The organism is Microbacterium azadirachtae, from assembly GCF_000956505.1.
GTDB lineage: Bacteria > Actinomycetota > Actinomycetes > Actinomycetales > Microbacteriaceae > Microbacterium > Microbacterium azadirachtae_A.
This window is the reverse complement of the sequence record NZ_JYIX01000039.1, coordinates 321,608-342,212: the sequence shown is the minus strand read 5'-3', so window position 1 is coordinate 342,212 and position 20,605 is coordinate 321,608. Positions and strand designations below refer to the sequence as shown.

General features: G+C 68.8%; 22 protein-coding genes. 9 read left to right on the top strand and 13 right to left on the bottom strand.

Annotation, left to right across the window (positions count from 1 at the left end; genetic code table 11):
* Positions 1–4: 4 nt before the first annotated feature.
* The 3 genes from nrdE to nrdH are packed head-to-tail and all read right to left on the bottom strand — an operon-like array spanning position 5 to position 2,854.
* Positions 5–2,182 carry a class 1b ribonucleoside-diphosphate reductase subunit alpha gene (gene nrdE, locus RS86_RS17840; RefSeq protein ID WP_045273569.1) on the bottom strand — a complete coding sequence of 726 codons (2,178 nt, stop codon included), beginning with the start codon at positions 2,180–2,182 and terminating at the stop codon, positions 5–7.
* Positions 2,164–2,601, bottom strand: a complete 438-nt coding sequence (gene nrdI / locus RS86_RS17835) for a class Ib ribonucleoside-diphosphate reductase assembly flavoprotein NrdI (RefSeq protein WP_045273568.1) — start codon at positions 2,599–2,601, stop codon at positions 2,164–2,166. The genes nrdE and nrdI overlap by 19 nt, the downstream gene beginning before the upstream one ends.
* A 19-nt stretch (positions 2,602–2,620) precedes the next feature.
* Positions 2,621–2,854, bottom strand: coding sequence for a glutaredoxin-like protein NrdH (nrdH, locus tag RS86_RS17830; RefSeq protein ID WP_045273567.1), 234 nt, complete (start codon positions 2,852–2,854; stop codon positions 2,621–2,623).
* 406 nt (positions 2,855–3,260) lie between these two features.
* Here nrdH and RS86_RS17825 point away from each other — a divergent pair, with 406 nt between their 5' ends.
* Positions 3,261–4,475, top strand: a complete 1,215-nt coding sequence (locus RS86_RS17825; protein ID WP_268747857.1) for an MFS transporter — start codon at positions 3,261–3,263, stop codon at positions 4,473–4,475.
* A gap of 3 nt (positions 4,476–4,478) precedes the next feature.
* Here the strand turns inward: RS86_RS17825 and RS86_RS17820 are convergent, their stop codons facing one another.
* Both RS86_RS17820 and RS86_RS17815 read right to left on the bottom strand, forming a co-directional pair.
* Complete coding sequence (locus RS86_RS17820) at positions 4,479–4,901, bottom strand: type II toxin-antitoxin system VapC family toxin (RefSeq protein ID WP_052680362.1); 423 nt, start codon at positions 4,899–4,901, stop codon at positions 4,479–4,481.
* The gene (locus RS86_RS17815; protein ID WP_045273566.1) at positions 4,888–5,121 is read right to left on the bottom strand and encodes a FitA-like ribbon-helix-helix domain-containing protein; all 234 of its coding nucleotides are present in this window, start codon (positions 5,119–5,121) and stop codon (positions 4,888–4,890) included. The genes RS86_RS17820 and RS86_RS17815 overlap by 14 nt, the downstream gene beginning before the upstream one ends.
* Positions 5,122–5,210: 89 nt before the next feature.
* On the opposite strand from RS86_RS17815, the gene RS86_RS17810 reads away from it, so the two are divergent.
* The 3 genes from RS86_RS17810 (at position 5,211) to RS86_RS17800 (ending at position 7,306) form a co-directional block, all read left to right on the top strand.
* A complete protein-coding gene (locus RS86_RS17810; RefSeq protein ID WP_045273672.1) occupies positions 5,211–5,465 on the top strand; it encodes a type II toxin-antitoxin system Phd/YefM family antitoxin in 255 nt (84 codons plus the stop codon).
* The gene (locus RS86_RS17805; protein WP_052680361.1) at positions 5,462–5,851 is read left to right on the top strand and encodes a type II toxin-antitoxin system VapC family toxin; all 390 of its coding nucleotides are present in this window, start codon (positions 5,462–5,464) and stop codon (positions 5,849–5,851) included. Before RS86_RS17810 ends, RS86_RS17805 begins: the two co-directional genes overlap by 4 nt.
* 87 nt (positions 5,852–5,938) lie before the next feature.
* Positions 5,939–7,306: an aspartate aminotransferase family protein gene (locus RS86_RS17800; protein WP_045273564.1), complete on the top strand. Its 1,368-nt coding sequence runs from the start codon at positions 5,939–5,941 to the stop codon at positions 7,304–7,306.
* 123 nt (positions 7,307–7,429) lie between these two features.
* Here RS86_RS17800 and RS86_RS17795 read toward each other — a convergent pair whose 3' ends face one another.
* The 7 genes from RS86_RS17795 to RS86_RS17765 form a co-directional block, all read right to left on the bottom strand.
* On the bottom strand, positions 7,430–7,999 hold the full coding sequence (locus RS86_RS17795) for a dihydrofolate reductase family protein (protein ID WP_045273563.1): 570 nt from the start codon (positions 7,997–7,999) through the stop codon (positions 7,430–7,432).
* A 112-nt stretch (positions 8,000–8,111) separates the two neighbouring features.
* Entirely contained in the window at positions 8,112–9,044 is a 933-nt protein-coding gene (locus tag RS86_RS17790; RefSeq protein WP_045273562.1) for an RNA polymerase subunit sigma-70, read from the bottom strand.
* A 23-nt stretch (positions 9,045–9,067) separates the two neighbouring features.
* Positions 9,068–9,991: an ABC transporter permease gene (locus RS86_RS17785; protein WP_082076872.1), complete on the bottom strand. Its 924-nt coding sequence runs from the start codon at positions 9,989–9,991 to the stop codon at positions 9,068–9,070.
* A complete protein-coding gene (locus RS86_RS17780) occupies positions 9,988–10,878 on the bottom strand; it encodes an ABC transporter permease (protein WP_045273561.1) in 891 nt (296 codons plus the stop codon). The genes RS86_RS17785 and RS86_RS17780 overlap by 4 nt, the downstream gene beginning before the upstream one ends.
* Positions 10,871–12,064, bottom strand: coding sequence for a polyamine ABC transporter substrate-binding protein (locus RS86_RS17775; protein ID WP_045273560.1), 1,194 nt, complete (start codon positions 12,062–12,064; stop codon positions 10,871–10,873). The genes RS86_RS17780 and RS86_RS17775 overlap by 8 nt, the downstream gene beginning before the upstream one ends.
* Positions 12,064–13,224 (bottom strand): ABC transporter ATP-binding protein, encoded by a 1,161-nt coding sequence (locus RS86_RS17770; protein WP_045273559.1) that lies wholly within the window; start codon positions 13,222–13,224, stop codon positions 12,064–12,066. The genes RS86_RS17775 and RS86_RS17770 overlap by 1 nt, the downstream gene beginning before the upstream one ends.
* 145 nt (positions 13,225–13,369) lie before the next feature.
* Positions 13,370–14,281 (bottom strand): LysR family transcriptional regulator, encoded by a 912-nt coding sequence (locus RS86_RS17765; RefSeq protein WP_045273558.1) that lies wholly within the window; start codon positions 14,279–14,281, stop codon positions 13,370–13,372.
* Between the two features lie 99 nt (positions 14,282–14,380).
* Here RS86_RS17765 and RS86_RS17760 point away from each other — a divergent pair, with 99 nt between their 5' ends.
* Positions 14,381–15,400, top strand: a complete 1,020-nt coding sequence (locus RS86_RS17760) for an MBL fold metallo-hydrolase (RefSeq protein WP_045273557.1) — start codon at positions 14,381–14,383, stop codon at positions 15,398–15,400.
* Positions 15,401–15,458: 58 nt separating this feature from the next.
* On the top strand, positions 15,459–16,796 hold the full coding sequence (locus tag RS86_RS17755; RefSeq protein WP_045273556.1) for an MFS transporter: 1,338 nt from the start codon (positions 15,459–15,461) through the stop codon (positions 16,794–16,796).
* Between the two features lie 48 nt (positions 16,797–16,844).
* On the opposite strand, the gene RS86_RS17750 is transcribed toward RS86_RS17755, so the two are convergent.
* The gene (locus RS86_RS17750; RefSeq protein ID WP_045273555.1) at positions 16,845–17,117 is read right to left on the bottom strand and encodes a metal-sensitive transcriptional regulator; all 273 of its coding nucleotides are present in this window, start codon (positions 17,115–17,117) and stop codon (positions 16,845–16,847) included.
* A 53-nt stretch (positions 17,118–17,170) separates the two neighbouring features.
* Between RS86_RS17750 and RS86_RS17745 the strand changes: the two genes are divergently transcribed.
* The 3 genes from RS86_RS17745 to RS86_RS17735 all read left to right on the top strand — a co-directional run bounded on the left by RS86_RS17745 (position 17,171) and on the right by RS86_RS17735 (position 20,605).
* Positions 17,171–18,445 carry a DUF445 domain-containing protein gene (locus RS86_RS17745; RefSeq protein ID WP_045273554.1) on the top strand — a complete coding sequence of 425 codons (1,275 nt, stop codon included), beginning with the start codon at positions 17,171–17,173 and terminating at the stop codon, positions 18,443–18,445.
* Between the two features lie 209 nt (positions 18,446–18,654).
* The gene (locus RS86_RS17740) at positions 18,655–19,476 is read left to right on the top strand and encodes a type IV toxin-antitoxin system AbiEi family antitoxin domain-containing protein (RefSeq protein ID WP_082076871.1); all 822 of its coding nucleotides are present in this window, start codon (positions 18,655–18,657) and stop codon (positions 19,474–19,476) included.
* Positions 19,477–19,702: 226 nt separating this feature from the next.
* The gene (locus RS86_RS17735) at positions 19,703–20,605 is read left to right on the top strand and encodes an agmatinase family protein (protein WP_045273669.1); all 903 of its coding nucleotides are present in this window, start codon (positions 19,703–19,705) and stop codon (positions 20,603–20,605) included.

The window sequence follows — 20,605 nt, the reverse complement described above, 5'->3', positions numbered from 1 at the left end:
GTTCTCACAGCATGCAGCTGACGCACTCGGTCATGTCGGTCCCCTCGAGGGCCATCTGACGCAGACGGATGTAGTAGATCGTCTTGATGCCCTTGCGCCAGGCGTAGATCTGAGCCTTGTTGATGTCGCGCGTGGTGGCGGTGTCCTTGAAGAACAGCGTGAGCGACAGGCCCTGGTCCACGTGCTGCGTCGCGGCGGCGTACGTGTCGATGACCTTCTCGTAGCCGATCTCGTACGCGTCCTGGTAGTACTCCAGGTTGTCGTTCGTCATGAACGCGGCCGGGTAGTAGACGCGACCGAGCTTGCCTTCCTTGCGGATCTCGATCTTCGACGCGATCGGGTGGATCGAGCTCGTCGAGTTGTTGATGTACGAGATGGATCCGGTCGGCGGCACGGCCTGCAGGTTCTGGTTGTAGATGCCGTGCTCCTGGATGGAGGCCTTCAGCTCGCGCCAGTCGTCCTGCGTCGGGATGCGCTGGCCGGCGAACAGCTCGACGACCTTCTCCGTCGCGGGCACCCACTCCTGGTCGATGTACTTGTCGAAGAACGCGCCGGACGCGTAGGTCGAGTCGGCGAAGCCGTCGAAGGCGACACCGCGCTCGATCGCCAGCTTGTTCGACGCACGCAGCGCGTGGAACAGCACCGTGTAGAAGTAGATGTTCGTGAAGTCGATGCCCTCTTCGGAGCCGTAGAACACCCGCTCACGAGCGAGGTAGCCGTGCAGGTTCATCTGTCCAAGGCCGATCGCGTGCGAGCGGTCGTTGCCATCCTCGATCGAGCGCACCGAGCCGATGTGGCTCTGGTTGCTCACCGCGGTGAGGGCGCGGATCGCCGTCTCGACGGTCTGCCCGAGGTCGTCGGCGTCCATCGACAGCGCGATGTTCATCGAGCCGAGGTTGCAGGAGATGTCCTTGCCGATCTGGCCGTACGAGAGGTCCTCGTTGTAAGTCGTCGGCGTGTTCACCTGCAGGATCTCGCTGCACAGGTTGGACATGTTGATCCGGCCCTTGATCGGGTTGGCCTTGTTCACCGTGTCCTCGAACATGATGTACGGGTAGCCCGACTCGAACTGGATCTCGGCGAGGGTCTGGAAGAACTCGCGCGCGTTGATCTTGGTCTTCTTGATGCGCGGGTCGTCGACCATCTCGCGGTACTTCTCGGTGACCGAGATGTCGCCGAACGGCACGCCGTAGACGCGCTCGACGTCGTACGGGGAGAACAGGTACATGTCCTCGCCGTTCTTCGCCAGCTCGAACGTGATGTCCGGCACGACGACGCCCAGCGACAGCGTCTTGATGCGGATCTTCTCGTCGGCGTTCTCGCGCTTGGTGTCGAGGAACCGCATGATGTCGGGGTGGTGCGCGTTCAGGTACACCGCACCGGCGCCCTGACGCGCGCCCAGCTGGTTCGCGTACGAGAAGGAGTCTTCGAGGAGCTTCATCACGGGGATGATGCCGGAGGACTGGTTCTCGATCTGCTTGATCGGGGCACCCGACTCGCGGATGTTCGAGAGCAGCAGCGCCACGCCGCCGCCGCGCTTGGACAGCTGCAGGGCGGAGTTGATGCCGCGGGCGATCGACTCCATGTTGTCCTCGATGCGCAGCAGGAAGCAGCTGACGAGCTCGCCGCGCTGCGCCTTGCCGGCGTTGAGGAAGGTCGGGGTGGCGGGCTGGAAGCGGCCCGAGATGATCTCCTCGACCAGGTTCACGGCGAGGTCCTCATCACCGTCGGCCAGGGCGAGGGCGGTCATCACGACGCGGTCCTCGAAGCGCTCCAGGTAGCGCTTGCCGTCGAAGGTCTTCAGCGTGTAGCTCGTGTAGTACTTGAACGCGCCGAGGAACGTCTCGAAGCGGAACTTCATCGAGTAGGCGAGGTCGTTGAGCTTCTGGATGAACTCGAACGAGTACGCGTCCAGCACGGCGCCCTCGTAGTACTCCTTCTCCACGAGGTAGTCCAAGCGCTCCTTGAGCGAGTGGAAGAACACCGTGTTCTGGTTCACGTGCTGCAGGAAGTACTCCCGCGCCGCGCGCTTGTCCGCATCGAACTGGATCTTGCCGTCCGCGTCGTACAGGTTCAGCATCGCGTTGAGGGCGTGATAGTCGAGCCCCTCGTACGCCGCGTTGGCCTTGAACGCGATCTCGCTCTTCACCGGCGCCGTGTCCTTCAGTGCTGCTTCCACCATTGATCCAATCCGTCGGTCACCCGATCGACGTCGTCCTGTGTGCCGTAGATTTCGAGCCGGTACAAGTGGGGCACGTGGCACTTGCGGCTGATGATGTCACCGGCGGCGCAGAACGCGTCGCCGAAGTTGGTATTGCCTGCGGAGATCACTCCGCGGATGTGACGCCGGTTGCGCTCGTCGTTGAGGAACCGGATGACCTGCTTGGGTACGGCGCCCTTCTCGACGCCTCGACCCTGCCCGCCGCCATAGGTCGGCGTGACCAGCACGAACGGCTCATCGACGACGAGCGGCTCCTCCGTGCTGTGCAGCGGGATCCGCCGTGCCGGAAGGCCCAGCTTCTCGACGAACCGGGCAGTGTTGCCCGAGATGCTCGAGAAGTAGACCAGCAGCGGCGCGGCGGTCGCGGTGGCGGCGTTCATGAGATCGCCCCCTCGGGAGTTAAGCCAGGCGAGCGGCGAGCTCGTCGATCTTGTCGGGACGGAAGCCCGACCAGTGGTCCTCGTCGGTGACGACGACGGGAGCCTGCAGATAGCCGAGCGACTTCACGTGCTCGAGCGCCGCAGCGTCCTCGGAGACGTCGTGGATCTCGTACTCGATGCCCTTCGCGTCGAGTGCGCGGTAGGTCGCGTTGCACTGCACGCAGGAGGGCTTGGTGTAGACCGTGATGGACATGTATTGCGCCTCTTCTTCCCCTCAGAACCCGGCTTCGGGCAGGTGGCCCTGCCGGGAGTTCAATACTACATATAGGTGCGGACATTCGGGTCGACCACTAGGGCTAGTAGTTACAACTGTGTAGTTTTCCACCGTATTCCACCGATTCACCACAGGTTCTCCACGGCTTTGTCCACAGTCGGCGGCGGCCCGGGAGCACCCCCGAACCGCGATTTCCCGCGGCTCCGCGAGACCCCGTCCGGATCCCTCCACAGATCCGACGCTAGGAGGGGCCACGGACATTCCTCAGCCTGTGGAAATCGCCCTCCGGCGTGTCGTCGGCGTGTCGCGTACGCGCCCTCGCGACGCCGCGCCCGGACCGTGCGAGACCCTGCTGCCGATGCCGCGCGACCTGTAGCGTTGATCCGTGGCCGGATCGGGATACAAGGAGCTTCTGCGCGTACCGGGCGTCGGACGGATCATCGCCGCGCAGCTGACGGCGCGGTTCCCGAACGGCATGGCGAGTCTCGCGATCCTCCTGCATGTGCAGCACGCGACGGGCTCCTACGGCGCGGCGGGTCTGGTGCTGGCCGCGTCCTCGATCGGGCAGGCCGTGTCCGGGCCCGTCACCAGCCGCTGGATGGGCCGCTGGGGCATGCGCCCCGTGCTGACGCTGACCCTCTCGATCTGCGTATTGTCATTCCTCGGCCTGGCCTTCTTCTCCTTCCTGCCGCTCGCCGGCTACGTGGTGCTCGGACTGATCGCGGGACTCTCCACCCCTCCGATCCAGTCGGCCGCGCGCACCATCTACCCCAAGCTCGTCAACTCCTCGCAGCTCACGCCGCTGTTCTCGCTGGACGCGTCCCTGCAGGAGATCATCTGGATCGTGGCGCCGGTCGTCATCACGATCGTCTCGACGCAGGTCGGCACCGTGCAGGGCCTGCTGCTCGTCGCCGCGGTCCTCGTGGGCGGCGGCGCGTGGTTCATCCTCTCCCCCGAGGTCGGCCGGGTGCGCATCCCCCGCAGCCGCCGCGGGTTCGGAGCGGTCGTGCTGAAGCCTCCGGTGATGCTCGCCACGGTCACCGGCTTCCTGCTCATCGGCGCCTGCGCCGCCGTCGAGGTGGGCGTGGTGAAGACCTTCGACCACGGCGGCTTGGAGGCGGGCCTCGTGCTCGCCGTGTTCTCCGTGGGAAGCCTGGTGGGCGGCCTGGCCTCCGGTCGCGTGCCGATGGGGCCGTGGGCGATGGCTCGGCGCCTGACGATCGTGGCCGTCGGACTCGCCCTCACGATGCTGTCGCTCAACGTGTTCTGGCTCGGCGGCACGCTGCTCGCCGCCGGCATCGGGATCGCCCCCGCGCTCGCGGTGCTGTTCGCGATCACGTCGGCGAGCGTGAAGTTCTCGGAGACGGCTGAGGCCTTCGGGTGGGCGGGCACCGGACAGCTGATCGGCGCGGCCGCCGGATCCGCGATCGCCGGCTTCCTCATCGACAGCATGCACAGCCCTACCGGCGCCTACCTCGCCGCCGCATGCTTCGCCGCCGTGGCCCTGATCGTCTCGGTGGTGTTCGTGCGGCACTTCCCCGACCTGCGCGGACGCGACGCCGCACCGATGCCGGACACCGAGGTCGTCCCGCTGCCCTGAGCGTCACCGCCCCAGATCGACGACCTCGACCGGACACCGCGCGACACCGGCGTTGGCGATCCGTCGGTCACCGGTGAGCAGAACGGCGCCGAGACGTTCGCTGAGCGCGACATAGCTCGCGTCGTAGATCGTCAGGTCGGTGCGCAGCTCCCACGCGCGCTCCGCGATCGCCTCGCCGGGCCAGAACTCGATCGGCAACCGGCGGGCGTGCCATCGCGACGCCACCACCTGCGGAGTCGAGAGCTTGCGGCCGAGCTCGAGCCCCCGCAACGCGCCGTCGACCTCGGTGAGCAGGAGGGACGGCGCGAAGAGCATCGCGTCACCGATCCGTTCCGACAGCCACCGCGTCTCCCCCGCGTTGACCGCGATGAGCGCCACGACGGCCGAGGCATCGATGACGAGCAGTTCTCGCTCAGCGCCGGCCATCGCCGACGGCCTCCACGATGTTGCCCATGCTCAACGACGGATAGGTCTGCGTGTTCAATCGCGCCTGTGCGACGGCCTCGAGAGCGCTCGGCGTCGAGGCGAGACGCAGGAGCTCGGCGCTCAGATACTCCTGAAGCGACCTCCCCGACTTCGCCGCCCGCGCCGCGAGCTCATCCCGCACCCCGTCGGGAACGTTGCGGACCGTGATCGTGACAGTCATGCATGCATTTTAGCTGCATCAGCGTCAGAACCGCTGCGCATCGATCCACACCCGGCCTACTCCTTAGTCCACTGGACTAAGCTGTGGTCATGACCCAGGTGAACGTGCACGAAGCGAAGACGCAGCTCTCCGCGCTGATCGCGCGGGTGCTGGACGGCGAGCAGATCACGATCGCTCGCGCCGGGAAGCCGGTCGTCGACCTCATCCCCCATGAGCGCACGACGATCGTCTACGGGCTGTTGAAGGATGAACCCCTGCCCGATCCCGCGCTCTTCGACGGCATCGATCCCGAGATCCAGGAGATGTTCTACGGACCGGACTGGGCCGAGGAGCCCGCACAGTGATCCTGCTCGACACGAACGCGCTGCTGTGGTTGCTGCATGCGGACGGGCGGCTCGGCGATCGGGCACGCAAGGCCATCGACGCGGCAGCGGTCGTCTATCACTCGTCCGTGTCGAGCTCCGAACTCATGATCAAGCACCTGCTCGGCCGGCTCTCCCTTCCCGGCGGCGACCGCTTCCCCGCCGCATTCTCCGACGCCGGCCTGCGCGAGCTGCCGTTCACGTCGGCGCACGCCACGGCCATGCTGCGCTTCCCCGCTCTCACGCGTCACGATCCGTTCGATCGCATGATCCTCGCTCAAGCGGATGCCGAGCGACTGACGCTGCTCACTGCGAACGCGACCCTGCTGGCGCTCGGCGAGACCTGGATCCAGGACGCGAGGATCTGAGGGTCCAACCTCGGAATCCGCAGGATTCGAGGATCTCAACCTTCGATATCTGTTGTCATTTTGGATTTCGAGTGACAAGATCGGAACATGAGCGCCGATCTGCAACGGAAAGCACACGATCACCTCTGGATGCACTTCACCCGCCAGTCCACGATGGACCGCAGCGGAGTGCCGATCATCGTCCGGGGTGAGGGGCACCACATCTGGGACGACACCGGCAAGCAGTACATCGACGGGCTCTCCGGCCTGTTCGTGGTCAACGCGGGCCACGGCCGCGCCCGCCTCGCCGAGGCCGCGGCGAAGCAGGCGGAGCAGCTGGCGTTCTTCCCGCTGTGGTCGTACGCGCACCCCGGGGCGATCGAGCTCGCCGACCGCCTCGCCGGCTACGCCCCCGGCGATCTGAACCGCGTCTTCTTCACGAGCGGCGGCGGCGAGGCCGTCGAGACCGCCTTCAAGCTCGCCAAGCACTACTGGAAGCTGCAGGGCAAGCCCACCAAGCACAAGGTCATCTCCCGCGCGATCGCCTATCACGGCACGACCCAGGGGGCGCTCGCGATCACCGGCATCCCCGCGATGAAGGCGATGTTCGAGCCGGTCACCCCCGGTGGCTTCCGCGTTCCGAACACGAACATCTACCGCGCCGCCGAGATGGGGGCGCCGACGGATCCCGAGGCGTTCGGCGTCTGGGCCGCCGACCGGATCGAGGAGATGATCCAGTTCGAGGGCCCCGACACCGTCGCTGCGGTCTTCCTCGAGCCGGTGCAGAACTCCGGCGGGTGCTTCCCCCCGCCTCCCGGCTACTTCCAGCGCGTGCGCGAGATCTGCGACCGCTACGACGTGCTGCTGGTCTCCGACGAGGTGATCTGCGCGTTCGGCCGGATCGGGCACATGTTCGCCTGCGATGCCTACGGCTACGTGCCCGACATCATCACGTGCGCCAAGGGCATCACGAGCGGCTACTCCCCCCTCGGCGCGGCGATCGTGAGCGATCGCATCTACGAGCCCTTCGCGCACGGCGATCTGTCGTTCCCGCATGGCTACACCTTCGGCGGTCACCCGGTCTCGACCGCGGTCGCCCTGGAGAACCTGAACATCTTCGAGGAGGAGAAGCTCAACGAGCGCGTGCGCGAGAACTCGCCGCTGTTCCGCGCGGAGCTGGAGACCCTGCTCGACCTGCCGCTCGTCGGCGACGTGCGCGGCGACGGCTACTTCTTCGGGATCGAGCTGGTCAAGGACAAGGCCACGCGGGAGACGTTCGACGACGACGAGTCGGAGCGCCTGCTGCGCGGCTTCCTCTCCGGTGCGCTCTACGACGCCGGTCTCTACTGCCGCGCCGATGACCGCGGCGACCCCGTGATCCAGCTCGCCCCGCCGCTCACCATCGGCCCGGCGGAGTTCCGCGAGATCACCGGCATCCTGCGCGGGGTGCTGAAGGAAGCGGAGTCGGTTCTGTAGTCGCTGGGGACGCGACTCGGGGAGGGCGGATGGGGACCGCCCTCCCCTTTCCTCTGTGTCGCGTTTCGTCTCGCTCCCTTCGGGTGCGGTTCCTGAGCGAGCCGAAGGCGAGACGAAGGGCGCTCAACGACCCCGGACGGACGGCGTCGCGATCACCAGGCTCGTCGGCCCCATCTGCTCGACGCTCACGAGATCGAGCGCCGCGCCGCCGGGGAACAGTCGACGCCCGGCACCGGTCGCCGTCGGGAACACGCGCAACCGGTACTCGTCGACCGCCCCCGCGTCGACGAAGCGCTCGACGAGCGATCCGCTGCCGATGACGATGACGTCGCGCGTCGCGGCCGTCTCCCGCGCCCAGCCCACCGGATCCGCCTCGACCCGCCGGGAGTTCTGCCACCGCGCCAGGTCGACGTCGTCGCCCGTCACGACGGCCTTGTCCGCGGCGTTCAGCGCGCGGGCGAACGGATCCGTCGCGTCGCGCGGGGGCCACAGGGCCGAGAACGCCTCCCAGGTGCGGCGCCCGAACAGGAAGATCCCGGTCTGCAGGATCGATCCGTAGTGGAACTTGTCCCCCGAGATCGCCTCGGGGCCGTGCCGGAAGCACCATCCGCCGAAGGGAGTGCCGTCGGATCCGTCGGGATCCTCCACGACCCCGTCCAGGGTGATGAACTGCGCCACGATGATGCGTGCCATGTTCTGCTCCTTGCGTCGTGCCCCGATGCGGATCCTCCGCGGAGGGCTTCATAGGGGTGTACGGACGCGAGGCTCCGAACTCATCGGTGCGGGCGGAATCCGTTCGGACGCGTCACACGCCGACGATGCCGTCCCTCTCGAAGAGCGTGAACAGCGCCTCGTCCCGGTACACCAGCACGTGGCCGATCCTCTCGCCGGTCGCGTCGGCCTCGAACAGCTGCACGGTATGCGGATGCGCGCCGTCGTCGTCGACGCGCAGGAGCAGGAACCCGTGCTGCCCGTTGGCCGAGATCGGCCTGGTCCGCCAGCGGGTGCCCTGCCACTCGAACAGGTGCGCCATGAACGCGGCGTACGTCTCGCGCCCGATCGACCAGTACGGCACGGGCGGCATCTCGAACAGCACGTCGTCGGCGACGAGTTCGGCGAGGGCCGCGGCGTCGGCCCGCTCGATCGCCCTCGCGTACCGCTCCACGGTCTCCCGGCGCAGCGGAGCAGGACGCGAGGAGCGCTCCGCGACGGCAGCCTTCGCCCGCTGCAGCGCTGAGTTCACCGACGGCACGCTGGTCTCGAGGATCTCGGCCGTCTCCGCCGCGGTGTGCCCGAGCACCTCGCGCAGGATGAACACGCCTCGTTGCTTCGGCGGCAGCGCCTGCAGTACGAGGGTCACTGCGAGCCGCACCCCTGATGCTTCGGCGACGGCGCGCTCGGGCTCCGAGTCCGCCCACCAGCGGGTCGGCGCCGGCACCAGCCAGGGCACGTCCAGGGCCGGCACCAGGGGCGCGCCGACGTCGATCCCCGGATCCGTCAGGTCACGCGGCAAGGGGCGTCGCGGAGTCTCGCGGAGCCGGTCCACGCACACGTTGCGCGCGATGCGGTAGACCCAGGTCGACAGCGCCGCCTTGGCCGGGTCATACGATGCCCGGCCCCTCCAGGCCCGCTCGAGCGCGTCCTGCACGGCGTCCTCCGCATCGAACGGCGAGCCCAGCATCTGATAGCAGAAGGCGAGCAGGCCGCCGCGGAGCGCGGCGAGGTCGGAGGCGTCCACGCAGCCGAGGCTAGCCGCCCGGCTCAGCCTCCCGCCATCGTCCTGGCGATGTCGGCGGCCGAGTCGCCCGCCTTCTTCAGGACCAGCGCCACGAGCGCCAGCGCTCCGAGCGTCAGCACGAGCATGATCGTCGACACCGCGGCGATCTCCGGACGCAGGCCGCTGCGGAGGGCGCTCAGCACGTAGACCGGCCACGGCGTGGTGCCGGAGACCTGCACGAACGCGGAGACGATCGTGTTGTCCAGGCCGAGGGTGAACGAGAGCAGGAAGCCCGCGAGCACCGCGGGCATCGCGAGCGGCAGCGTGACCTTGAAGAACGTCGTGAGCGGCTTGGCGTAGAGATCGGCCGAGGCCTCCTCGAGCCGGGCGTCGAGTCCCACCAGGCGCGCCCGCACGATGTACGACACGATCGCGATAGAGAAGAGCGACTGCCCGATCACGAGGCGCACTGTGCCGTCGTTGAAGATCGACAGCCCCAGATCCTGTCCGAGGAACACGACCCACGGCAGCAGCGCGACCGCATCCACGATCTCGGGCGTGACGGAGATCAGCAGCAGCAGGCCGAGGAACCACGGCACCCACTTGCCGGGCGTGCGCGCCATCGCGATGCCGGCGAGGGTGCCGAGCGCCGTCGCGAGCACGGCGGCGATCAGGCCGGTGCGCAGCGAGACCAGCACCGCGTCGCGCACGGCGGGCTTGGTGACGATCGCCGCGAACGAGTCGAAGCCGAAGTGGTCCCACGAGATCAACAGCCGGCCGACGTTGAAGGAGTACACGATCACGACGGCGATCGGCAGGAACAGGAAGACGAACACGAGGGTCGCCCACAGCGGCAGCAGCCAGCGGCTGACGTTGCGCGGCGCCCTGGTGCGCTGACCGGATCCCGCCCTGGTCGTGGACGGCGACGGATCCGCCTGCTCGGCGGGTCGTTCTGCGACGACGGTCATCGTGCCTCCTCGAGCGTGAGCCGGTAGCTGCGGCGGATGGGGATCGTGACGAGCCAGCCGATCGCGCCCGCGATGCCGATCGACAGTGCGATGGTGAGGATCAGCAGCACCGCCATCGCCGATCCCAGTGCCCAGTTCTGCGCAGTCTGGAACTGGCTGGCCACGATCTGCCCGACCATGTTGCCCTTGGCCCCGCCGAGCACGGTCGCGGTGATGTAGTCGCCCATGAGCGGGATGTAGACCAGCAGCACCCCGGCGATGATGCCGGGCTGCGCGAGCGGGATCGTCACGCGGAAGAACGTCCTCCAGCTGCCGGCGCCCAGGTCCTTGCTCGCCTCGCGCAGCGGCCCGCTCACGCGGTCGAACGCCACGAACAGCGGCAGGATCATGAGCGGCAGGTAGTTGTAGACGACGCCGAGCAGCACGGCGCCGCGGGTGTTCAGGATGCCGAGCGGCCCCGGGATCACCCCGAGGAACTGCAGTGCGTGGGACAGCCAGCCCTCGGGGGCGAGGATGATCTGCCAGCCGATCGTGCGCACCAGGAAGTTGGTCCAGAACGGCACCATGACGAGCGCGAGGAACATCCCGCGCCGGCTCGGCGCGCACTTCACGGCGATCCAGTACGCCACCGGCGCTCCGATCACCAGGCACAGTGCGGTGCCGGCGATGCCCACCCAGAGGGTGTTCTGGAACGTCGCGAAGAACGTCGGCGAGAGCGCCTCGATGTAGCGGTCGAAGGACAGCTTGTCGTTCGCGTTGGTCGCGAAGATGCTCGGCTTGTAGCCGAAGCTGTACCACACGACGACGCCGATCGGGACGACGAAGAAGATGAGCAGCCAGACCCAGGCGGGCAGGGCGAGGCCGAAGCGGATCCTGAGCCTACGCACCTGCGGCCGCCTTCGTCGCGTTCCAGATCGACACGATCCGCTCCTGCGCGCTCGTGAACTTCTGCTCGTGCATGGTCTTCACCTGCGCGTCCTCGAAGTACACCATGTCCAGACGCTCCAATCCGGCCTCGTCGGCCTTCTGCTGGGTGCCCTGCACGCCCGTGTCGTAGCCGATGTAGTCGACCTGGGCCAGCTGCACGTCGGGGGCGATGATGTAGTCGATGAAGGCGTGCGCGGCCTCGGGGTGCGGCGCGCCCTTCGCGATCGCCCAGTTGTCCATCCAGAGCTCGGTGGCGGGAGCGCCGAGCACCCACTGCCAGCGCTCCGGATCCTTCGACGCCGCCATTCCGGTGCGCGCGTCTCCGCTGTAGGACTGCACGAGTGCGGCCGAGGCCTGCGGGATGATCTGGCCGCCCGGCGCCGAGTCGAAGGTGGTGATGTGCGGGGCCAGCTGCTTCGTGAGGAAGCTCTCGCAGGCGTCGAGGTGCTTCTTCTCGGTGGTGTTCCAGTCGATGTCGTGCGACCAGAAGTAGATGCCGCACAGCGGTGCGGGGTCGTCGAGCAGCGCGGTCCTCCCCGACGCCTCCTTCTGCGCCGCATCGACGAAGTCGGCCCAGTTGGTCAGCTCGCGACTGATCACGGTCTTGTCGTAGACGAAGCCGGTGGTTCCCCAGGCCTTGCAGATCGAGTACTCGTTCTTCGGGTCGAAGGAGCGGTGGATGAAGTTCGGGTTCATCGTCGCGAAGTTCGGGATGAGGTCGAGGTTGATCTTCTCGAGCAGCCCGTTCTCGGCCATGGGCAGGATGAACAGCCCGCTCGGCACGACGATGTCATACCCCGAGGTCCCGCGCGCGGCCACGAGCTTGGCGATGAGCTCCTCGTTCGAGTTGAACGCGTCGACGACGACCTTCGGCCCCGACTTCTTCGTGAAGGCGCTCAGGATCTTGGGATCGTCGTAGTCGCTCCAGGTGTAGATCGAGAGCCTGTCCTCGAGCGGTCCACCGTGCGCCTCGGAGGCGGCGGACGCCTTCTGCGGCGCGCATGCCGTGAACAACACCGCACCGGATGCGGCGAGCGCGGTGGCGAGGAAGCCGCGTCGGGTGAGCGCCGAGCGGATCTTCCGGGCGGATGCGCCGTTCGCGAGCACCCGGACGGGAGGCGCCTCGAGTGCGTCCCGAGGCGCCATCAGGCCGCTTCCCTGGGCAGGGCGATCACGTGCGTGGCCGTCTCGGGGATCCCGTCGCCGGCGAAGATGCGCACATCGGAGGGGCTCCAGGTGCAGCGCACGGCGTCGCCGACCGCGACGGCGGGGGCGCCTGGTGCGGGGATCCGCACCAGGAACGCCTGCTCACGTCCGACCTCGACCGCGACCTGCAGCGTCTCGCCGAGGTGCGAGACGCCGAGCACGGTGCCGTCGATCCCCGGCCCGTCCGTCGTGCCCGCCGGGGCGAGCCGCACGAACTCTGGCCGGATCGCCGCGACGACGGTGGATCCCGGAGCGGTCTGCTCGCCGCCCCAACGGCCGTGCACGGTCCCCGCGTACGTGTCGACCGCGTCGCCGCCGAGCGCCGTCCCGTGCAGGAAGTTCTGCTGACCGATGAACGAGGCGACGTAGGCCGAGGCCGGCTCGGCGTAGATGTCCGCGGGCGCCGCGAGCTGTTCGATCCGCCCGGCGCGCATGACCGCGATCCGGTCGCTCATCGACAGCGCCTCGGACTGATCGTGCGTGACGAACACGAACGTCGTCCCGAGCCGCGCCTGCAGCAGCTTCAGCTCGAGCTGCATCTCCTCGCGCAACTGCCGGTCGAGGGCCGCGAGCGGCTCGTCCAGCAGCAGCACGGACGGGCGGTTGATCAGGGCGCGCGACAGCGCGATGCGCTGCTGCTGGCCGCCGCTCAGCTGCGTGGGCTTGCGGTCCGCGAAGCGGCGCAGCTGCACCATGTCGAGCGCCTCGGCGACGCGCTCGCGCTGCTCCGCCTTGGGCACCTTGCGCTGCTGCAGGCCGTAGGCGACGTTCTCGGCGACGGTCATGTGCGGAAACAGCGCATAGGCCTGGAAGACCGTGTTGACCTCGCGCTTGTTCGGCGGGAGCCCCAGCACGCTCCGGCCGCTCAGCCGGATGTCTCCCTCGTCGGGGTGCTCGAAGCCCGCGATCATGCGCAGGGTCGTGGTCTTGCCGCATCCGGAGGGGCCGAGGAGGGAGAGGAACTCCCCCGGCCGGATCGACAACGACAGGCGGTCGACGGCAGTCGCCTCACCGTAGTACTTGGTGACGCCAGAGATCTCGACACCGCCGGTAGGCGTGTCGATCGTGCTCTGAGCAGGCACGGACATTGGACCGCTCATGAAACCTCCACAGTGAGTTCTTCGCTGCGGAGATTCTGACACAGGATCAACCCTCAGTACAGAGGAAAGCGTAGGTTGATCGGATTCCCACGACGATATTCGTTGTTGAGCGCGCGAATCGCAACGAATCTGAGGGCACCTCGGGTCACCCGAAAGCCGCCTGCACCTCGGGCTCGCCCAGCATCGACCAGAGGGCGTCGAGCCGTGCGTTCGAGCGCTGTCCCCGCGGTGCAGCGAGGACCACCTCGTTCGGGACCACCTCGTCGCGCACCCGGACGTAGGCCACACGCCTGCCGTCGAACGCCTCGGTGCTGTTCGGCCGGCCGCTGAACACCGAGTAGCCGAGACCGTTCGCCACCATGGCGCGCACGGTCTCCGGGTTGGAGAACGACCACCGCGGATGCGGCGAGACGCCCGCGTCCTCCATCAGCGCCTCGATCACGCGGCTGGACTCCGCCGCGCGCACGATGATGAGGGGCTCGCCGGAGAGCTCGGCGAGAGAGAGCTCGTCGCGGGCGGCGAGCGGATGATCCGCTGCGAGCACGGCGTACGGCTGCACCACCCGAACGGTCCTGGCGTCCATGTCCTCGCCCAACTGCCGGCGATAGAGCAGGCAGGCGTCGGCCCTCCCCGCTCGCATCTGCTCCTGCACGTCGGTGGCCAGACCATCGCTGACGTCCAGGGCGACCCTCGGGTGCCGTGCGGCGAACAGCGCAGCGAGCACGGGGAGCACCCGTGGCGAGAGGGCGTTGGTGCTGACGATGCGCAGCGCTCCCGCGATCTCGCCGTGCTCGGAGGCGGCGACCTCGGAGAGCTCCGCGGCGTCCGCGAGCATGCGCCGTGCGATCGGCAGAACACGGCGCCCGCCACCGGTGAGCGTGACCCCCTTGGCGGGACGCCGCACGAGGAGCTGCATGCCGAGGGCGCGCTCGAGGTCGTTCAGCGCCGTCGAGACCGCGGCCTGGGAAGCGCGGCAGTGCGCGGCGGCGGCACTCACCGTGCCGGTGTCGACGGCGGCGACGAAGTACTCGAACTGACGGAGAGTTCCCGCAATCATCGGTTCTCCTTATGTATTCATTTCAAACTTCTTGTTTTTCAAATGATTGCATCCCGCGGAGCATGGATCCATCACCAGGACAGAGGGGAACGAAGATCCATGACCAGGACTTCCGTCGTCACACTCGGCACTGCGGGCGGGCCCCGCTGGTGGACCCCAATCGACGCGCACTCGCGATTCGGCATCTCCACCGCCGTGGTGGTCGGCGAACGGGTCTATCTCGTCGACGCCGGGATCGGCGCCGGGCGCCAGTTCGCCCGTGCCGGCTTCACGATGGAGCAACTCGGCGGGATCTTCCTCACCCACCTGCACTCCGATCACACGACGGACCTGGCCAACATCGCCCTTTTCGGCATGTTCGGCCTCTCCGGATCCGGCCCCCGCGTCCCGATCATCGGCCCGGGCGACCGCGGCATGACACCGCCGGTGTCCCCGCGGGCGCTCGTCGCTCCGCGACCGGTCGCACCGCACCTGCCCACCCCCGGCACCGCCGACCTGTTCCGGCTCCTGATGGAGGCGCACGCCACCGACCTCAACGACCGCGTGCTGGACGCGCTGCGCCCCTCGCCGTTCGATCTGTTCGAGGCTCAGGACATCATGCTGCCCGCGGGCATCGGGTACCACCCGAACCACGCCATGACCCCCGACATGGAGCCCTTCACCGTCTTCGAGGATGACAGGGTGCGCGTCGACGCGATCCTCGTCGAACACCCGCCGATCGCCCCGGCCTTCGGGTTCCGCTTCACGACCGAGGACGCGACGATCGCGATCTCCGGCGACACCCGCAGGACCGCCAATATGGCACGCCTCGCGGCCGGCGTCGACCTGCTGCTGCACGAGGCGATCAGCTTCGACTGGGTGGACCGGACCTACGGCGATGCGACGGACCCCACGGCCCGGGCGTCCGCCGATCACCATCGTCGTTCCCACACGAGCGCGGTCGAGGCGATCGAGCTCGCCCGCGAGGCGGGCGCGGCACGCCTCGCCCTGCATCACCTCGTCCCGGGGTACCTCACGACCCGGCAGTGGCTGGCCGAGAGCCGCGACGACGACGTGCTCGTGCCGGACGACCTGCAGACCCTCGGCTTCGTAGGCGCGCGGCGCCGCGCGATCGCCTGATCCACCCCGAATCCCCACCACAGAGAGGTCGATGATGACCCGCAATACGGTTGAGAAGATGTCCCCCGGAGACCCCCTCGTTCACGTCGACGACGACGGCACCCAGCCGTCGCTGACGACGCGCGAGATGCGGCGCGTCATCGCATCCAGCTTCATGGGCAGCATGATCGAGTTCTACGACTTCGTGCTCTACGCCACCGCCGCGAGCATCGTGTTCAGCAAGGTGTTCTTCGTCGGCCTGGGCCCGCAGTTCGGCCTGTTCGCATCGATCGCGACCTTCACCGTCGGCTATGTGGCCCGACCGCTGGGCGGCATCGTCTTCGGCCACTTCGGCGACACCCGCGGGCGCAAGGCGGTGCTGGTGCTCTCGCTCCTGCTCATGGGATCGGCCTCGACCCTGATGGGGCTGCTGCCGACCACGGCGCAGATCGGCATCCTCGCCCCGATCGCCCTGGTGGCGCTCCGCATCGTTCAGGGCATCTCCGTGGGCGGTGAATGGGGCGGTGCGACACTCGTGGCACTCGAGCACTCCCCCGCCCGCAGCCGCGGTCTCGCCACGGCGTTCTCCAGCGCCGGCGGCCCGGTCGGTGCCGTGGTGGGCACGCTGATGCTCGGCCTGTTCTCGGTGCTCCCCGACGAGCAGTTCCTGAGCTGGGGCTGGCGGGTGCCGTTCCTGTTCAGCATCGTCCTCGTCGGCATCGGCCTGATCATCCGCCTCAAGGTGGCCGAGACGCCGAACTTCCAGCGGCTCGCCGATCGCGCCGACGCCTCTCGTGTACGGATGCCGATCCTCGAGGTCCTGCGGCACCACGGGAAGGCCGTCGTGCTCTCGCTGCTCGCGGTGCTCGCGTTCACCTCGACGCAGGGCCTGATGACGGTGTGGGGAGTGGCCGAGGCCGTGGACCACGGCGCCGACCGCACGGGCGTCCTGAACTGGAAGGCGGTGGCCGCGCTGCTCACCGTCGTGATCGGCATCTTCGCCGCCAAGGTGAGCGACCGCATCGGACGCCGCACGGTCATCGTCGCGGGCTGCGCCCTGGGCGTGGTGCTCGCCTTCCCGATCGTGATGCTCCTGGGGACCGGCACCGTATGGGGCTTCGCGATCGCGATGGCTCTCGGCAACGGCCTCGTGCAGGGGCTCGTGTACGGCCCGGTCGGCGCGTTCGTGGCCGAGCAGTTCCCCACCTCGCTGAGGTTCTCCGGTGCGTCGGCCGCCTACCAGACGGCCTCCACGATCGGCGCCGGCTTCTCCCCGCTGATCGCGACGGGTCTCGTCGTCGCCGTCGGCGCGGTCTGGCCCGTCGCGCTCTTCTGGATCGTCGTGCTGATCGCGGCCGGGGTCGCCATGCTGATCGCGCCCGAGGGCAAGGACGTCGACATCCACGTCGCGTCCTGACAGTCCTCCGAGGCGCGCGTCGGCATCGGCCGGCGCGCGCTTCTCGCGTCAGCGGCTGCCGACGTCGTAGACCTTGAGGACCTCGGCGACGGCCTGCTCGCGCTCATCGCCGCCCTGCTCGAACATGTGGGTCACATGAGTGCGCAGGTGGTTCTCCAGAAGGAGCTTGTCGAGCGACGCGAGCGCCTTCTGGATGGCCCGGGACTGCGCGATGATGTCCATGCAGTACTCCTCGTTCTCGATCATCTTCGCGACGCCGCGGAGCTGTCCCTCGAGGATGCTGGTGCGGTGCAGGGCGCGCTTCTTGATGTCTTCGATCACGAGGTAGAGAGTACCGCCCGCCTCGTGGGATGGGGCTCTGCAAGGATGGGCGCATGGCTCGCGCCCGTGAAGCACTGCTGTCCCCCGCGGATCTGGAACGCCTGCGCGCGCTCCGGCGGATGAAGGCCGTCGCGCTCGCCGCGCTCGGGCTCATGGCCGTCGCCTTCGTGGTGGCGTTCTGGCTGCAGGCCCGCTATCCGTGGCTCGCGTACGTGCGCGCCGCCGCGGAAGGCGGCATGGTGGGCGCCCTGGCCGACTGGTTCGCCGTGACGGCCCTGTTCCGCCGGCCGCTCGGGCTGCCGATCCCGCACACCGCGATCATCCCCAACCGCAAGGACGAGATCGGACGCTCGCTCGGCGAGTTCGTCGAGACGAACTTCCTCTCCGCCGAGGTCGTGCGCACGAAGCTGTCCGAGACCTCGATCGCCGCGCGGCTCGGATCCTGGCTGCGCGCGCCCGCGCACGCGGAGCGGGTCGCCACCGAGGGATCGACGATCGCCGCCGCCCTGCTGCGCGCCTTGAGCGACGACGACGTGCAGAGCGTGATCGCGGAGCTCGCGCGCGAGCACCTGGTGGAACCGGAGTGGGGAACGCCCGCGGGCACGTGGCTGGAGCGCATCGTCGAGGCCGACGCCCATCGCGGTGCGGTGGACCTCGCCGTCGACAGCATCGCGACCTGGCTGGACGGCAACGCCGCCGCGTTCAGGGGACTGCTCTCGCGCCGGCTGCCCGGATGGGTTCCGCGGCTCGCGCACCGTTTCGTGGACGAGGCCGCCTACAACGAGGCGGTGCGCTTCGTGCGGGCCGTGCAGGCGGACCGACACCACCCGGCCCGCCTCGCCCTGGACGGCTATCTCGCCCGACTCGCGGACAACCTGCAGCACGATCCCGGCACGAGGGCACGCCTGGAGAACGCCAAGTCGGCCCTGTTCGACAGCCCCCGCGTGGGCGCGCTGGCCGCCGAGGCGTGGAACGCGGCCAAGACCGGGCTGCTTGCCGCGCTCGCGGATCCGGACAGCGGGTTGCGCCGCAGGGCCGCAGTGGCGATCGGCGAGCTCGGGGATCGCCTGGCGACGGAGGATCCGCTGCAGCAGCGCGTGGACGGCTGGCTGACGGACGCCGCCGTGTTCCTCGTCGACCGCTACCGGCACGACATCGCCTCGATCATCACCGACACCGTCGAGCGGTGGGATCCCGCCGAGACCACGGAGAAGATCGAGCTCATGGTCGGCCGCGACCTGCAGTACATCCGCCTCAACGGCACGGTCGTCGGAGCGCTCGCGGGGCTCGCGATCTTCGCTGTCGCGCATGCCGTGATCCCGGTGTAGTCGGAGCCCGTTGCCCCATTTGAGCTGCGATGATTCGCACACGATGACACAGTCAGCGCGAGGATCCGGCCAATCTGTGTGCTGATCGTCGCGGCGTGTGCGGATCGTCGCGCCGGCAATCGTCCTCCACAGGGCGGCGCGGATACGCGAGGTGCACGGATCACGGGATCACCGATCGGCGGCGTTCCGGGATCCGGCACGCTGTCGGCATGCTCTCCCTGGTCGACACCATCCGACGTCGCGGCGGGATCGCGCGCGGCGCGGACCTGCAGCGGCTCGGCTTCACGCGCTCGACGCTCGCTCGCGCCGTGGAGCGAGGCGCGATCGACCGCCTGCGCGACGGCGTGTTCGCCATAGGCCCGGTCGATGCGGACGTGCGCGCGGCCGTCGCGCACGGCGGCGCCCTCGCCTGCGCGAGCGTGCTGAAGGCGCGAGGGATCTGGGTGCTGCCCGATGTCACAGCGCCGCATGTCTGGCTGGGCGCGGGGCGGCATGGTCTGACGCATCCGCACTGCGCCTGCGTGCCCCACTACTATCGCGGGACTCCGCCTCTCGGCCGGACCGACGTCGGAACGGCGCTCCTGCATCTTCGGCTCTGCGCGGGAGACGAGGCGTTCTTCGCCGCGTACGAGTCAGCCTGGCGAAAGGGACTGCTGCCGCCCGCCGTGCGCCGACGGATCCGTGAAGCTCTGCCCGCCTCGGCGCGCTGGCTCCTGGCCCTTGCGCGGCGCGACGCGGACAGCGGGCTGGAATCGCTGCTGCGACTGAGATTGCACGCGATCGGGCTGCACCTCGAGTGTCAGGTGCGCATCGACGGGGTCGGCAAGGTCGACTTCACCATCGGCCGGCTCATCATCGAGGTCGACGGCAAGGAGAATCACGCGAGTCCGGCCAAGCGGCATAAGGATCTCCTGCGCGACGCCGCCGCTGCTCGCCTCGGGTACCGCACCCTCCGCTTCGACTACGCCCAGGTCGTGCACGACTGGCCGTCCGTGCAGGCCGCGATCCTCGCCGCGCTCCGCGGGCTGTGACGATGTGCACACGACGTCACGATCGACACACGGATCCGGCTATTCCGTGTGCGGATCGTCGCGGTGTGTGCAGATCGTCGCGGTCTCCGAGCCGCGCGCGGCACCTGCCGCCGATCGGGCGGTGTCTCGCACACCAGACACCGCCCGCGGTGGCATCCCGCCGCGGAGCCCGCGCCGTGGCACGCTGTTCAACGAATGCCGATCGCGCTCCGGGAAGGGACTCCTCATGGCACTCTCGCACGATCCCCTCTGGCCCCGCGGCGGCGACTGGCCCGCCTTCGGCACGCCCGCCGATGCGGTCCTGCTCGGCGTGCCGACCTGGCGCACCTCGCTGTCCCCCACGGGCGCGCACGCGACGCCGGCGGCGATCCGCGACGCCCTGCGCCGATACAGCCCGACCCTGATGGGCCCGCCGATCGTCGACCTGAACGAGGCGCTGCGGATCGCCGATGCGGGCGACGTGCACGAGCCCGACGGCGACGACGGCATCGCCCGCACGATCGCCCGCGTCTCCGAGCTCGCCGCGGCGTCTCGGCTCGTGGTCGCACTCGGCGGCGACAACTCGCTCACCTACCCCGTCGCGCTCGGAGCGGGCGCGGACGGCCTCATCACGATCGACGCGCACTTCGACCTGCGCGACGGGGTCTCGAACGGCTCCCCGGTGCGCAGACTCGTCGAGGACGCCCCTGAGGGATCCGCGATCGATCCGCGCCGGATCGTGCAGATCGGCATCGCGGACTTCGCGAACTCCGCCGCCTACGCGCAGCGCGCCGCGGACTGGGGCATCCGCGTCATCACCCTGGACGAGGTGCGCCGCCGCGGGATCGAGGACGTGGTCGCGGAGGCGCTCGAGATCGCCGGGGCCGGCAATGCTTCCCGGGTGCACCTCGACATCGACGTGGACGCGTGCGACCGCGCCGCGACCCCGGGATGCCCCGCGAGCGTGCCCGGCGGATTCGCGGCGTGGGAGCTGCGCGCGCTCGTGCGCGGCATCGCCGGAGACCCCCGCGTGGTCAGCGCCGACATCGCCGAGGTGGACGCGACGGCCGACGACGAGGATGCACGCACCGTGCGCCTCGCCGCGCTCTGCGTGCTGGAGCTGCTCGCCGCACTGGCGGGCCGAGGCTGA